Origin of the sequence: Pseudomonas khavaziana (genome assembly GCF_036704165.1) — a bacterium.
Taxonomy (GTDB): domain Bacteria; phylum Pseudomonadota; class Gammaproteobacteria; order Pseudomonadales; family Pseudomonadaceae; genus Aquipseudomonas; species Aquipseudomonas khavaziana.
On the sequence record NZ_CP129946.1, the window covers coordinates 608127 to 622936 of the forward strand.

Sequence of the window (14810 nt, forward strand, 5' to 3'; positions counted from 1 at the left end):
TTAGAGGAAATACACCTCGACTCGCGCTAAACTGCGCGGGTTTTCAGCCCCCTATTTTCCGGAGCCGTCCATGTCCCGCGTTACCCTGAGTCGCTATTTGATCGAGCAGACCCGCAGCAACAACACGCCTGCTGATCTGCGCTTCCTTATCGAAGTGGTGGCGCGTGCTTGCAAGGAAATCAGCCACGCCGTGTCCAAAGGCGCCCTGGGTGGCGTGCTGGGCAGCATGGGCACTGAGAACGTGCAGGGCGAAGTGCAGAAGAAACTCGACGTAATTTCCAACGAGATCCTGCTCGAAGCCAACGAATGGGGCGGTCACCTGGCTGGCATGGCGTCCGAAGAAATGGACAATGCCTACCAGATCCCGGGCAAATATCCGAAAGGCGCGTACCTGCTGGTATTCGACCCACTGGACGGCTCGTCCAACATCGACATCAACGCACCGGTCGGCACCATCTTCTCGGTACTGCGTTGCCCTAGCGAATACCTGAGCCAGAACGAAGCGCTGAACGAAAAGGCCTTCCTGCAGCCAGGCACTGAGCAGGTGGCTGCCGGCTACGCGATCTACGGCCCGCAGACCATGCTGGTGCTGACCCTGGGCGACGGCGTCAAGGGCTTCACCCTCGACCGCGAGATGGGCAGCTTTGTGCTGACCCACGAAGACATTTCGATTCCTGCCTCTACCCAGGAATTCGCGATCAACATGTCCAACCAGCGTCACTGGGAAGAGCCGGTGAAACGTTACGTCAACGAGCTGATGGAAGGCGAAGAAGGCCCGTTGAAGAAGAACTTCAACATGCGCTGGGTTGCTGCGATGGTGGCCGATGTGCACCGCATCCTGACCCGTGGCGGCCTGTTCATGTACCCACGTGACAGCCGCGAGCCTTCCAAACCGGGCAAACTGCGTTTGATGTACGAAGCCAACCCGATGTCGTTCCTGGTCGAGCAGGCGGGCGGTGCGTCCACCGATGGCCACCAGCGTATCCTCGATATCCAGCCCGAAGGCCTGCACCAGCGCGTGGCGGTGTTCCTGGGTTCGAAGGAAGAAGTTGAGCGAGTGACCGGCTACCACAAGAAGTAATACACGGCGATAAATTATCCGCCGTGTTGTGAGGCCGTTCACCCTTGAAGAAGCCCCGAAACGTTTCAGCGTTTGCGGGGCTTTTTTGTTTTCGCTCGTCGGGAACCAGACACCTCTTTTCCCTTCTAAGCTTCTGGCAGATACCCCAGCTGCTTTGTCTCTCCAGGAGCTTTTCCATGTCTTTACGCCGTCTCGCCCTGCTGGCTTTTTGCGTGCTCTTAGCCGCTTGCAGCAAGGTCACCCAAGAAAACTACCAAAAGCTCTCAGCCGGCATGGCCAAGGCCGAGGTGGAGTCGCTGCTGGGCAAGCCAACCGATTGTTCCGGCGCACTGGGCATGTCCAGCTGCACCTGGGGCGATAAAAACAGCTTTATCAGCGTGCAGTACGCCGGTGACAAAGTTCTGATGTTTTCCGGGCAAGGCCTGAAGTAAACCGGGGCGCGAGCCTGCGGGAGAAGAAGAATGATGCGTTTTGTTTTGTTCCTTTGCGCCAGCCTGTTTTTGGCGGGCTGTGCCAGCCATTCTGGCGATGATCTGCAACCCAAGACGGCAAGTAACGTCAACCTCAAGCGGTACCAGGGCACCTGGTATGAGTTGGCCCGATTGCCCATGTACTTCCAGCGCAACTGCGCGCAATCCGAAGCGCGCTATACCTTGCTGCCCGATGGCGACATGTCGGTGTTCAACCGCTGCCTGACACCTGAGTGGAAGTGGCAGGAAGCCAAAGGCACGGCCACACCGCAAGTGCCCGGCAAGACCGACAAGCTTTGGGTCGAATTCAATAACTGGTTCACGTCACTGCTGCCGGGCGTCGCCAAGGGCGATTACTGGGTGCTGTATGTGAGCGATGACTACAAGACCGCCATCGTCGGCAGCCCGAGCCGGCGCTATATGTGGATCCTGTCGCGCACGCCGACGGTGAGCGCCGATACCCGTGAAGACTTGCTCAGTAGGGCGCGGCAGCAGGGGTATGACACTACGCGGTTGATCTGGCGTACTTCAGATAAACAAATGGCCAAGAGTTCGCAGTAATTGAATGTGGGAGGGGGCTTGCTCCCGATGCAGTATGTCAGCCAGTACATCTGATACTGATACACCGCTATCGGGAGCAAGCCCCCTCCCACATTTGTTAGGTGTTGGCCGTTAGCCCAACAGAGCCTTCAAGACCTGGGTGAATGCCCGGCTGCTTTCCTCTTCACCGGCATGCCGCCCGTCCCGCACCACCCACTTGCCATTGACCAGCACATCGCGCACCTGCCGATCGCCACCGGCGAACAACCAGCGGTTGAGAATCCCATCCTCATTGGCGGTGGCCAGGTACGGATCGTTACCGTCCAGCACGATCCAATCCGCACGCTTACCCACTTCCAAACGACCAATCGGCTGGCCCAGCGCCTGTGCGCCACCGTCCAGCGCAGCATCGAACAGCGTGCGCCCAACCATCGGCTGATCACTGCGATACAGGCGATTACGCCGTTGATCGCGCAAGCGCTGGCCGTATTCCAGCCAACGCAATTCTTCCACCACGCTCAGTGACACATGGCTATCGGACCCGATACCCATGCGTCCACCCTGGGCGAGGAAATCCACCGCCGGAAAAATCCCATCGCCCAGGTTTGCCTCGGTGGTCAGGCACAAACCGGCAATCGCCCGGCTCTTGGCCATGCGTGTCACTTCATCGGGGTCGGCATGGGTGGCGTGCACCAGGCACCAGCGTTCATCCACCTCGACATTGTCATACAGCCACTGCAATGGACGCATGCCGCTCCAGGCCAGGCAGTCGTCGACTTCTTTTTGCTGCTCTGCGATGTGGATATGCACCGGGCAAGTCTTGTCACTGGCCGCCAGGACTTCATTGATTTGTTGCGGTGTAACGGCGCGCAGCGAGTGGAAACACAGGCCCAGTTGCTGCGCAGGTTGTGCCGCCAGAATTGGCTGCAAGCGTGCTTGCAGGTCCAGGTAACTCTCGGTGCTGTGGATAAAACGGCGCTGCCCTTCATTCGGCGCCTGGCCGCCGAATCCAGAGTGGGTGTAAAGCACCGGCACCAACGTCAGGCCGATCCCGCTGCTGGCGGCCGCCAGGCTGATCTGGCGCGACAGTTCGGTACGGTCGGCATAGGGCTCGCCGCTGACATCGTGGTGCACGTAATGAAACTCGGCCACCGAGGTGTAGCCGGCCTTGAGTATTTCGATATACAGCTGGCGGGCGATGACCTGCAATTGCTCGGGGTTGATCTGGCCGACCATGCGGTACATCAGGTCGCGCCAGGTCCAGAAACTGTCATTGGGGTTGCCGGCCACCTCGGCCAGGCCCGCCATGGCGCGCTGGAACGCATGGGAATGCAGGTTCGGCATGCCCGCCAATACCGGGCCCCTGAGCCGTTCGGCAGCGTCTGCACTGGCATTGGGCTCAACCTGGGTCAGCAGGCCATCGGCGCTGACTTCAAGACGTACATCGTTGGCCCATCCATTAGGCAGCAGCGCGCGTTCGGCAAAGAAGGCGGACATGATCAAGGCACCCCGGTCGTGTGTTTATTTGTATATACATATACAGACGTTTGCCTGCTCGGTAAACTCCGGCAATCTATGCATCTTTTCCCCCTGCAAGGATTCCCTGTGCCGACTCCGCCCGCCAAGTCTTCGCTGGCTGCCCACATGGACGAAAGTCCGGCGCCCTTGTATGCCCGCGTCAAACAGATGATCAGCCAGCAGATCCTCAACGGCAACTGGCCGCCCCACTACCGCGTGCCGTCGGAGAGCGAGCTGGTCAGCCAGTTGGGCTTCAGCCGAATGACCATCAACCGCGCGCTGCGCGAACTGACCGCCGAAGGGATGTTGGTGCGCATGCAAGGGGTCGGCACGTTCGTCGCCGAGCCGAAGAGCCAGTCCGCGCTGTTTGAAGTGCACAACATCGCCGATGAAATTGCCTCCCGCGGGCATCGGCACACGTGCCAGGTCATCACCCTGGGCGAAGAAGCCGCCGGTTCCGAGCGTGCCGTGGCCCTGGAGATGCGCGAAGGCGGGCGGGTGTTTCATTCGTTGATCGTGCATTACGAGAACGACATTCCTGTGCAAATCGAAGATCGTTTCGTCAACGCCCTGGTTGCGCCGGAATACTTGCAGCAGGACTTCACCCAGCAAACCCCCTATGCCTACCTGAATCAGGTCGCGCCATTGACCGAGGGCGAGCACGTGGTTGAGGCGATCCTTGCCGACGCCGCTGAGTGCAAGTTGTTGCAGATCGAGCCGAGCGAGCCGTGCCTGTTGATTCGTCGCCGCACCTGGTCGGGTCGCCAGCCGGTGACCGCTGCGCGGTTGATCCATCCTGGTTCCCGTCACAGCCTCGAAGGACGTTTCAGCAAATGAGTGAAGTCAAGATCTGGCGCGCCGCCGACTACGTGCGCATGCCGTGGAAAAACGGCGGCGGCAGTACCGAAGAGATCACCCGTGATGCGGGCACTGGCCTGGATGGATTTGGCTGGCGCCTGTCGATTGCCGATATTGCCGAATCGGGCGAATTCTCCACGTTCGCCGGTTACCAGCGCGTGATTACGGTGATCAAGGGTGCTGGCATGGTGCTGACCGTGGACGGTGAGGAGCAGCGCGGGTTGTTACCGTTGCAGCCGTTCGCGTTCGAGGGAGACAGTCAAGTGACGTGCCGCCTGATTACCGGGCCAATCCGCGATTTCAACCTGATCTATTCGCCTGAGCGTTATCACGCGCGCTTGCAGTGGGTGGATGGCGTGCAGCGGTTTTTCAGCACGGCGCAGACAGTGCTGGTGTTCAGCGTGGCGGATGAAGTGAAGGTGTTGGGCGAGAAGCTCGGCCATCACGATTGCCTGCAAGTAGACGGTAATGTTGGCCTGCTGGATATATCGGTCACCGGCCGTTGCTGCCTGATCGAACTGACCGCACGCGGTTAAAAAATGTGGGAGGGGGCTTGCTCCCGATAGCGGTGGTTCAGTCAATTGATAGGTGACTGATAAACCGCTATCGGGAGCAAGCCCCCTCCCACATTTTGTTTTGTGTGATCCATAGATCTGTTTCCAGCCTGCGCACCAATTTGTTACTTAATGCCCCAGCGTGACGCAAAGCTGCGCTGTCGTGACCAATCCTCGTAGCCGCAAAACCTTTCCGTAAGAAATTTCATCAAGCTTTGAAGCCTTTATTTTCAAGGCTTTTGCTCATCTTCGAAAAAAATCTGCAGGGCTCACTCAAAGAGTTGGCCGCTCGATTGCATATGCTTGTACATACAAGTAAAGATGTGTGCGTAAGACTCTCCTTCGCACCATCCATGTTCGCGCATCATGCCGAGGAGTCCAGCAGTGACCGATTTTTCGAAAGCTAGGCCTACAAAATACCGTGACGTCGAAATCCGCGCCGCCCGCGGTAACAAGCTCACCGCTAAAAGCTGGCTGACTGAAGCGCCGTTGCGCATGCTGATGAACAACCTCGACCCGCAAGTGGCCGAGAACCCGAAAGAACTGGTGGTGTACGGCGGTATTGGCCGTGCGGCGCGCAATTGGGAGTGCTACGACCAGATCGTCGAGAGCCTCACCAACCTGAACGACGACGAAACCCTCTTGGTTCAATCGGGTAAACCGGTCGGCGTGTTCAAGACCCACAGCAATGCGCCCCGTGTGCTGATCGCCAACTCCAACCTGGTGCCGCACTGGGCCAGCTGGGAACACTTCAACGAACTGGATGCCAAGGGCTTGGCCATGTACGGCCAGATGACCGCCGGCAGCTGGATCTACATCGGCAGCCAGGGCATCGTTCAGGGCACCTACGAAACCTTCGTCGAAGCTGGCCGCCAACATTACAACAGCGACCTCACCGGCCGCTGGGTGCTCACCGCCGGTCTCGGCGGCATGGGCGGTGCTCAGCCGCTGGCGGCAACCCTGGCTGGCGCCTGCTCGCTGAACATCGAATGCCAGCAGGTCAGCATCGATTTCCGCCTGAGCAGCCGTTATGTCGACGAGCAAGCTACCGACCTCGACGACGCCCTGGCGCGCATTGCCAAGTACACCAAGGAAGGCAAGGCTATCTCCATCGCCCTGCTGGGCAACGCCGCCGAAATCCTGCCGGAACTGGTCAAGCGTGGTGTACGCCCGGACATGGTCACCGACCAGACCAGCGCCCACGACCCGCTTAACGGCTACCTGCCGGCCGGCTGGACCTGGGACGAATACCGCGCCCGCGCCAAGACCGAGCCCGCCGCCGTGATCAAGGCCGCCAAGCAGTCGATGGCCGTGCACGTCAAAGCCATGCTGGAATTCCAGAAACAAGGCATCCCGACCTTCGACTACGGCAATAACATCCGCCAGATGGCTCAAGAAGAAGGCGTGGAAAACGCCTTCGACTTCCCGGGTTTCGTACCAGCCTATATCCGCCCGCTGTTCTGCCGTGGCATCGGCCCGTTCCGTTGGGCTGCACTGTCCGGCGACCCGCAGGACATCTACAAGACCGACGCCAAAGTCAAAGAACTGATCCCCGACGACGCCCACCTGCACAACTGGCTGGACATGGCTCGCGAGCGCATCAGCTTCCAGGGCCTGCCGGCACGCATCTGCTGGGTTGGCCTGGGCCAGCGCGCCAAGCTAGGCCTGGCCTTCAACGAAATGGTACGCAGCGGCGAGCTTTCTGCGCCGGTGGTGATCGGCCGTGACCACCTGGACTCCGGCTCGGTCGCCAGCCCGAACCGCGAAACCGAGGCCATGCAGGACGGCTCCGACGCCGTATCCGACTGGCCACTGCTCAACGCCTTGCTCAACACCGCCAGCGGCGCGACCTGGGTTTCGCTGCACCACGGCGGCGGCGTGGGCATGGGCTTCTCCCAGCATTCGGGCATGGTGATCGTGTGTGACGGTACCGACGAAGCAGCTGAGCGCATTGCGCGAGTGCTGCATAACGACCCGGCGACGGGGGTGATGCGTCATGCGGATGCGGGTTATCAGATCGCTATCGATTGCGCTAAAGAGCAGGGTCTGAACCTGCCGATGATCACTGGCTGACGCACCTATTGTAGGAGCGAGCTTGCTCGCGAAGGTATTCCAGGCGCCTCGCTGCGTTGAATGTACATTTTTCGCGAGCAAGCTCGCTCCTACAGAAAAGCATCGAACAATCCATCAGAGGTTGAACAACATGGCTGCGAATGACACCACCCCGTTGATCGAAAGGCGCTCGATCGACTACATCCCGGAAGCGGAAAGACACGGTCGTCTATTCAGCCAGTTCACCCTGTGGATGGGCGCCAACCTGCAAATCACCGCGATTGTCACCGGGGCCCTGGCTGTGGTGCTGGGCGGTGATGTGTTCTGGTCGTTGATTGGCCTGCTGGTCGGTCAACTGATTGGCGGCGGGGTCATGGCCTTGCATGCGGCCCAAGGCCCCAAGCTTGGCCTGCCGCAGATGATTTCCAGCCGGGTGCAGTTCGGCGTGTATGGCGCGGCCATCCCGATCGTGCTGGTGTGCTTGATGTACCTGGGTTTCACCGCAACTGGCACCGTGTTGTCGGGTCAGGCGCTGGGGCAGTTGTTTGGAGTCAGCGACAGTGTCGGCATCCTGATCTTCGCCAGTGTCATCGTGCTGGTCACCGTGTTGGGTTATCGGGTGATCCATTTCATCGGTCGTGTCGCCAGCGTCATTGGCGTGATTGCCTTTGTCTACTTGTTCAGTCGCCTGATGAGCCAGACCGATGTTGGCGCGCTTTTGCAGATCCGCCATTTCAGCTGGAGCAGTTTTCTGCTGGCCGTGTCGCTCGCGGCATCCTGGCAGATCGCCTTCGGCCCGTATGTGGCGGATTATTCGCGTTACCTGCCGAGCCAGACCTCATCGGTGAAAACCTTTCTCGCCGCTGGCGCGGGCTCGGTCATCGGTGCGCAGGTGGCGATGGTCCTCGGCGTGTTTGCCGCGGCCATGTCCAACGGGCAGTTCGCCGGTCATGAAGTGGCCTATATCGTGGGCCTGAGCGGCACGGGCGCCACCGCTGCATTGCTGTATTTCAGCATCGCGTTCGGCAAGGTCACCATCTCGACGCTGAACTCCTACGGCAGCTTCATGTGCATTGCGACCATCGTCAGCGGTTTCCGTGGTCGCCTGGAGGTCACGCGGCTGCAGCGCCTGATGTTCGTGTTGGCGATCGTTGGTGCGGCCACCCTGATTGCGTTGCTCGGCCAGCACTCGTTCCTCGGTGCGTTCAAGTCTTTCATCTTGTTCCTGCTGGCGTTCTTTACGCCCTGGAGTGCGATCAACCTGGTGGATTACTACTGCATCACCCGCGAGCGCTATGACGTGCCGGCACTGGCCGACCCGAACGGCCGCTATGGGCGTTGGAACCTGCTGGGTATCAGCGTCTATGTCTTCGGCGTGCTGGTGCAGCTGCCGTTCATCGCCACCAAGTTCTACACCGGCCCATTGGTGGCCGCTCTGGGGGGCGTGGATATTTCCTGGATCATCGGCCTGGTACTGCCGGCGGCCCTGTATTACGTGTGTGCGAAAAAATGGCACGGCACGGTACCTGATCACCTGATCCTGCCAAAAGAGCAGGGCGCTTTACCCACAACAAGCGGGCTGGCTGCACAAGCCTGATGGGACGTGGACAGGGCAGGACGCCTACTGACTGCCGTAATCCATTTCATGATTGGGAGCGTCACAACAATGACTATGAATAAGACCTTGCTGGCTACCTTGTTCTCAGTGGGCTTGCTGACAAGCGCCGGCGCCCAGGCGGCCGGCTGGTGCGAATCCGGCAAACCGGTGAAATTCGCCGGCCTGAACTGGGAAAGCGGCATGTTGCTCACCGACATCCTGCAAACCGTGCTGGAAAAAGGCTACGACTGCAAAACCGACAGCCTGCCGGGCAACTCCATCACCATGGAAAACGCCCTGGGCAGCAATGACATCCAGGTATTCGCCGAGGAGTGGGTAGGCCGCAGTGAAGTCTGGAACAAGGCCGAAAAGGCCGGCAAGGTCGTCGGCGTCGGTGCCCCGGTGGTCGGCGCGGTGGAAGGCTGGTACGTGCCGCGTTATGTGATCGAAGGCGACGCCAAGCGCAAGCTGGAAGCCAAGGCCCCGGACCTGAAAAACATCGCCGACCTGGCCAAGTACGCCTCGGTGTTCAAGGACCAGGAAGAACCCTCCAAGGGCCGTTTCTACAACTGCCCGGCCGGCTGGACCTGTGAGCTGGACAACAGCGAAATGCTCAAGAGCTACGGCCTGGAAAGCACTTACACCAACTTCCGCCCAGGCACCGGCCCGGCGCTGGATGCGGCGGTGCTGTCGAGCTACAAGCGCGGCGAGCCGATCCTCTTCTACTACTGGTCGCCGACGCCGCTGATGGGCCAGGTGGATTTGGTCAAGCTGGAAGAAAAGCCCGGCGTGGATAAGAGCGTGCACATCAAGGTCGGCCTGTCCAAGACCTTCCACGAGCAAGCCCCGGAACTGGTGGCCGTGTTGGAAAAGGTCAACCTGCCCATCGACCTGCTGAACCAGAACCTCGGGCGCATGGCCAAGGAGCGCATCGAGTCGCCAAAACTGGCGAAAATTTTCCTCAAGGAACATCCTGAAGTCTGGCACGCCTGGGTGAGCGACGACGCAGCCAAGAAAATCGACGCGGCCTTGTAGGTCAAGTATGCACGGCTACCCTCTGGGGTGGCCGGGCGGCTGGCCACAACCCACTGGATCGAGAGCACGATATGTTTCCTGAGAGTTTTACGTTTTCCATCGCCGACTGGGTCAACGGTTGGGTGGACGCGCTGGTTACCAACTACGGGGATGTGTTCCGGCATATCTCCGACACCCTGCTATGGGCCATCGTCAACCTGGAAGGGTTGCTGCGCATGGCACCCTGGTGGCTGATGCTGGCCATCGTCGGCGGCATTGCCTGGCACGCCACGCGCAAGCTGGTAACCACGGCGGTGATCGTCGGTTTGCTGTTCCTGGTGGGCGCCGTTGGCCTGTGGGACAAGCTGATGCAAACCCTGGCACTGATGATGGTCGCCACGGTGATCTCGGTGCTGATCGGCATTCCCCTGGGCATCCTGTCGGCGCGCAGCAATCGCCTGCGGTCGGTGCTGATGCCACTGCTCGACATCATGCAGACCATGCCCAGCTTCGTGTACCTGATCCCGGTGCTGATGCTGTTCGGCCTGGGCAAGGTCCCGGCGATCTTCGCCACGGTGATCTACGCCGCGCCGCCACTGATCCGCCTGACGGACCTGGGCATTCGCCAGGTCGATGGCGAAGTCATGGAAGCCATCAACGCCTTCGGCGCCAACCGCTGGCAGCAACTGTTCGGCGTGCAACTGCCGCTGGCGTTGCCGAGCATCATGGCCGGGATAAATCAGACCACCATGATGGCGCTGTCGATGGTGGTGATCGCCTCGATGATCGGCGCCCGTGGCTTGGGTGAGGATGTGCTTGTCGGCATCCAGACCCTCAACGTTGGCCGTGGCCTGGAAGCCGGGCTGGCGATCGTGATTCTCGCAGTGGTCATCGACCGCATCACCCAGGCCTATGGTCGTCCACGGCATGAGGCGAGCAAATGACTACTGTCAGCAAAATCGAAGTAAAGAACGTCTTCAAGATCTTCGGCGCGCGTTCCAAGGATGCCCTGGCCATGATCGGCCAAGGCAAGACCAAGGACCAGGTATTGGCCGAGACCGGCTGCGTGGTCGGCGTGAATGACTTGTCCCTGAGCATCGGCACGGGTGAGATCTTCGTGATCATGGGCCTGTCGGGTTCCGGCAAGTCCACCCTGGTACGCCACTTCAATCGCCTGATCGACCCCACCAGCGGCGCGATCCTGGTAGACGGCGAAGACATCCTGCAACTGGACATGGAAGCCCTGCGCCAATTCCGCCGACACAAGATCAGCATGGTGTTCCAGAGCTTCGGCCTGTTGCCCCACAAGAGCGTGCTCGACAACGTTGCCTACGGCCTGAAAGTACGTGGCGAAACCAAGCAGGTGTGTGCCGAGCGCGCCCTGCACTGGATCGAAACCGTGGGCCTCAAGGGCTATGAAAACAAATACCCGCACCAGCTTTCCGGCGGCATGCGCCAGCGTGTGGGCCTGGCCCGCGCCCTGGCGGCCGACACCGACATCATCCTGATGGACGAGGCCTTCAGCGCCCTCGATCCGCTGATCCGCGCCGAGATGCAGGACCAGCTGCTCGAGCTGCAAAAGACCCTGCACAAGACCATCGTGTTTATCACTCACGACCTCGACGAGGCCGTGCGCATCGGCAACCGCATTGCGATTCTCAAGGACGGCAAGCTGATCCAGGTCGGCACACCGCGGGAGATCCTGCATTCGCCGGCGGATGAGTATGTGGATCGGTTTGTTCAGCGGCGGGCGGCGGTGGTCTGAGCCGGGGTTTGTGGTGAGGCTGCTGGCCCCATCGGGAGCAAGCCCCCTCCCACATTTTGAACTGTGAACACCTTTAAAGGTGGGAGGGGGCTTGCCCCCGATTGGGCCGGTAAGGCTGCACAAGAATTAAAGAAGGTACGAAGATGCCCCAGGCAACAACAATTATCATCGCCGACGCGCCGATGCGCTGGCAGGACGTGGCCGCCGTGGCTCGCCATGGCGCCGTGCTCGAGCTCTCGGGCCAGGCCTGGGCGCGCATCGACAACGCCCAGGCCATCGTGCAACGCATCGTCGCCAGCGGCGAGCGCGCCTATGGCGTCAACACCGGCCTGGGCGCCTTGTGCAACGTGTCGCTCAAGGGCGAGCAATTGAGCCAGCTGTCGCGCAATACACTGTTGAGCCACGCCTGTGGCGTCGGCCCGGTGCTCAGCGACGAGCAGACCCGCGCGATCATCTGCGCGGCGATCGTCAACTACAGCCACGGCAAGTCCGGCCTGCACCCACAGGTGGTGCACTCGTTGCTGGCGCTGCTCAATCACGGCATCACCCCACAAGTGCCGTCCCAGGGCTCGGTGGGTTACCTGACCCACATGGCCCATGTCGGCGTGGCCTTGCTCGGCGTCGGCAACGTGAGCTATCGCGGCCGGATTGTGACGGCGCACGAAGCCTTGCAAGCAGAAGGTTTGCAACCTGTGGTGCTCGGCGCCAAGGACGGCCTGTGCTTGGTCAACGGCACGCCGTGCATGACCGGCCTGAGTTGTTTGGCCCTGGCCGATGCCCACCATTTGCTGCAATGGGCCGATGTGATCGGTGCCATGAGCTTCGAAGCCCAGCGCGGCCAGATCGACGCCTTTGACGCAGAAATCATCGCCCTCAAGCCGCACCCGGGCATGCAGCAGGTCGGCAGCAACCTGCGCGCCTTGCTCGACGGCAGCGAAGTCATCGCCAGCAGCAAAGGTATTCGCACCCAGGACGCCCTGAGCATTCGTTCGATCCCGCAGATCCACGGCGCGGCTCGCGATCAGCTTGAGCACGCCACTCGCCAGGTCGAGACTGAGCTCAACAGCGCCACGGACAACCCACTGCTGCTTGGCACCCCGGATAACTACCGCGTGGTATCCCAGGCCAACCCGCACGGCCAGTCCGTAGCGCTGGCGGCGGACATGCTGGCGATTGCCATGGCCGAAATCGGCTCGGTGGCCGAACGTCGCCTGGACCGCCTGATCAACCCGCACGTCAGCGGCTTGCCGGCGTTCCTGGTCAGCAACCCTGGGGTCAACTCCGGAATGATGATCGTGCAGTACGTCGCCGCATCCTTGTGCGGGCAGAACCGCCAACTGGCGCAACCGGCGGTGCTCGACAACTTCGTCACCTCGGGCCTGCAGGAGGACCACTTGAGCATGGGCACCAACGCCGCGCTCAAGCTGCACCAGGTGCTGGTCAACGTCACCCAGATCCTCGCCATCGAGTATTTGCTGGCCGCCCAGGCGTTCGAATTCCTCAAGGACCAGCGCTTCGGCGTGGGCACCGACCACGCCTGGCGCTTGTTGCGCGAAGTGGTCCCCGCTTACGAGCAGGACCGTTGGCTGGCGCCGGATATTGCCGCCGCTGCCCAGTTGCTTAAAGACACTGCGTTACCGAATTTGCACTGAACACCTAAGAATAATTCACAAGGAGAACGAATGTGACTGCGCTAAACCTGATTCCAGGCCAACTGACCCTCGCCCAACTGCGGGCCATCTACCAGCAGCCGGTAACCCTCAGCCTGGATGACAGCGCCTCGGCCCAGATTGAAGCCAGCGTCGCCTGTGTGGAGCAGATTCTCGCCGAGAACCGCACTGCCTACGGCATCAACACCGGTTTCGGCCTGCTCGCCTCTACCCGCATCGCCAGCGAAGACCTGGAAAACCTCCAGCGTTCCCTGGTGCTGTCCCACGCTGCAGGCGTCGGTGAGCCGATCAGCGATGCGCTGGTGCGGCTGGTCATGGTGCTCAAGGTCAACAGCCTCAGCCGCGGGTTCTCCGGGATCCGTCGCCAGGTGATCGACGCGCTGATCGCGCTGATCAACGCCGAGGTGTATCCGCACATTCCATTGAAAGGTTCGGTCGGCGCCTCTGGTGACCTGGCGCCATTGGCGCATATGTCCCTGGTGCTGCTGGGCGAAGGCAAGGCGCGCCACAAAGGCCAATGGCTGGAAGCCACCGAAGCGCTGAAAATTGCTGGCCTCACGCCGCTGACCCTGGCCGCCAAAGAAGGCCTGGCCTTGCTCAACGGCACCCAGGTATCCACCGCTTACGCATTGCGCGGCCTGTTCGAAGGTGAAGACCTGTTTGCTGGCGCGCTCACCTGCGGCGGCCTCACCGTGGAGGCTGTACTGGGTTCGCGCTCGCCGTTCGATGCGCGTATTCATGCGGCGCGTGGCCAGCGTGGGCAGATCGATGCGGCTGCGGCCTATCGTGACCTGTTGGGCGAAAGCAGCCAGGTGTCGCAGTCGCACCAGAACTGCGACAAGGTGCAAGACCCATACTCCCTGCGTTGCCAGCCACAGGTCATGGGCGCCTGCCTGACCCAGTTCCGCCAGGCTGCCGAAGTGCTGGTGGTCGAAGCCAACGCGGTGTCGGATAACCCACTGGTATTTGCCGCCGAAGGCGACGTGATTTCCGGCGGTAACTTCCACGCCGAACCGGTGGCCATGGCCGCCGACAACATGGCCTTGGCGATTGCCGAGATTGGCTCCCTGAGCGAGCGGCGCATCTCGCTGATGATGGACAAGCACATGTCGCAACTGCCGCCGTTCCTGGTAGGCAATGGTGGGGTGAACTCCGGTTTCATGATCGCCCAGGTCACTGCCGCTGCACTCGCCAGCGAGAACAAGGCACTGGCCCATCCCCATAGCGTCGACAGCCTGCCGACCTCGGCGAACCAGGAAGACCACGTCTCCATGGCCCCGGCTGCAGGCAAGCGCCTGTGGGAAATGGCCGAGAACACCCGTGGCATTCTCGCGGTGGAATGGCTTGCAGCCTGCCAGGGCCTGGATTTGCGCGACGGCCTGAAGACCTCGCCTGCACTTGAAAAAGCCCGCGGCATCCTGCGCGATAAGGTGGCGTTCTATGACAAGGATCGCTTCTTCGCCCCGGACATCAACGCCGCCAGCGAACTGCTCGCCACCCGTTGCCTGAATGAGCTGGTACCGGCCAAGTTGCTGCCGAGTCTCTGACCGATCCAGAGGACGACAGGCTCTGTGTGGCGAGGGAGCTTGCTCCCGCTCGAGTGCGAAGCGCTCGCAGAATTTTTGGGGCTGCTGCGCAGCCCAGCGCGAGCAAGCTCGCTCGCCACAAAAGACCGCCGTTCGCAGGCGTTC

The 14810-nt window shown here is 60.9% G+C and carries 13 protein-coding genes; 12 read left to right on the top strand and 1 reads right to left on the bottom strand.

Features of this window, described 5'->3' with window-relative positions:
- The first annotated feature begins 70 nt into the window (after window positions 1-70).
- The 3 genes from QYQ93_RS02655 (at window position 71) to QYQ93_RS02665 (ending at window position 2112) form a co-directional block, all read left to right on the top strand.
- Window positions 71-1081, top strand: a complete 1011-nt coding sequence (locus QYQ93_RS02655) for a class 1 fructose-bisphosphatase (protein ID WP_034117301.1) — start codon at window positions 71-73, stop codon at window positions 1079-1081.
- 176 nt (window positions 1082-1257) lie between these two features.
- The gene (locus QYQ93_RS02660) at window positions 1258-1512 is read left to right on the top strand and encodes a lipoprotein (RefSeq protein WP_043047281.1); all 255 of its coding nucleotides are present in this window, start codon (window positions 1258-1260) and stop codon (window positions 1510-1512) included.
- Window positions 1513-1542: 30 nt separating this feature from the next.
- Complete coding sequence (locus tag QYQ93_RS02665) at window positions 1543-2112, top strand: lipocalin family protein (protein WP_014716529.1); 570 nt, start codon at window positions 1543-1545, stop codon at window positions 2110-2112.
- A 111-nt stretch (window positions 2113-2223) separates the two neighbouring features.
- Here QYQ93_RS02665 and QYQ93_RS02670 read toward each other — a convergent pair whose 3' ends face one another.
- A complete protein-coding gene (locus QYQ93_RS02670; protein ID WP_338476269.1) occupies window positions 2224-3588 on the bottom strand; it encodes a formimidoylglutamate deiminase in 1365 nt (454 codons plus the stop codon).
- A 147-nt stretch (window positions 3589-3735) separates the two neighbouring features.
- Between QYQ93_RS02670 and hutC the strand changes: the two genes are divergently transcribed.
- The 9 genes from hutC (at window position 3736) to hutH (ending at window position 14666) form a co-directional block, all read left to right on the top strand.
- Entirely contained in the window at window positions 3736-4446 is a 711-nt protein-coding gene (gene hutC, locus QYQ93_RS02675; protein ID WP_206425755.1) for a histidine utilization repressor, read from the top strand.
- On the top strand, window positions 4443-5003 hold the full coding sequence (locus QYQ93_RS02680; protein WP_043047277.1) for a HutD family protein: 561 nt from the start codon (window positions 4443-4445) through the stop codon (window positions 5001-5003). The genes hutC and QYQ93_RS02680 overlap by 4 nt, the downstream gene beginning before the upstream one ends.
- Before the next feature lie 402 nt (window positions 5004-5405).
- Complete coding sequence (gene hutU, locus QYQ93_RS02685; protein WP_241194027.1) at window positions 5406-7094, top strand: urocanate hydratase; 1689 nt, start codon at window positions 5406-5408, stop codon at window positions 7092-7094.
- Window positions 7095-7224: 130 nt separating this feature from the next.
- Window positions 7225-8670, top strand: coding sequence for a cytosine permease (locus QYQ93_RS02690; protein WP_338476270.1), 1446 nt, complete (start codon window positions 7225-7227; stop codon window positions 8668-8670).
- A gap of 69 nt (window positions 8671-8739) precedes the next feature.
- Complete coding sequence (locus tag QYQ93_RS02695) at window positions 8740-9705, top strand: ABC transporter substrate-binding protein (RefSeq protein WP_043047274.1); 966 nt, start codon at window positions 8740-8742, stop codon at window positions 9703-9705.
- Window positions 9706-9776: 71 nt separating this feature from the next.
- On the top strand, window positions 9777-10628 hold the full coding sequence (locus QYQ93_RS02700; protein ID WP_043047273.1) for an ABC transporter permease: 852 nt from the start codon (window positions 9777-9779) through the stop codon (window positions 10626-10628).
- A complete protein-coding gene (locus QYQ93_RS02705; protein ID WP_052501115.1) occupies window positions 10625-11449 on the top strand; it encodes a quaternary amine ABC transporter ATP-binding protein in 825 nt (274 codons plus the stop codon). Before QYQ93_RS02700 ends, QYQ93_RS02705 begins: the two co-directional genes overlap by 4 nt.
- Window positions 11450-11592: 143 nt before the next feature.
- Window positions 11593-13101, top strand: a complete 1509-nt coding sequence (locus QYQ93_RS02710; protein WP_338476272.1) for a histidine ammonia-lyase — start codon at window positions 11593-11595, stop codon at window positions 13099-13101.
- A 32-nt stretch (window positions 13102-13133) separates the two neighbouring features.
- Window positions 13134-14666, top strand: coding sequence for a histidine ammonia-lyase (gene hutH, locus QYQ93_RS02715; protein WP_338476273.1), 1533 nt, complete (start codon window positions 13134-13136; stop codon window positions 14664-14666).
- Window positions 14667-14810: the final 144 nt, after the last annotated feature.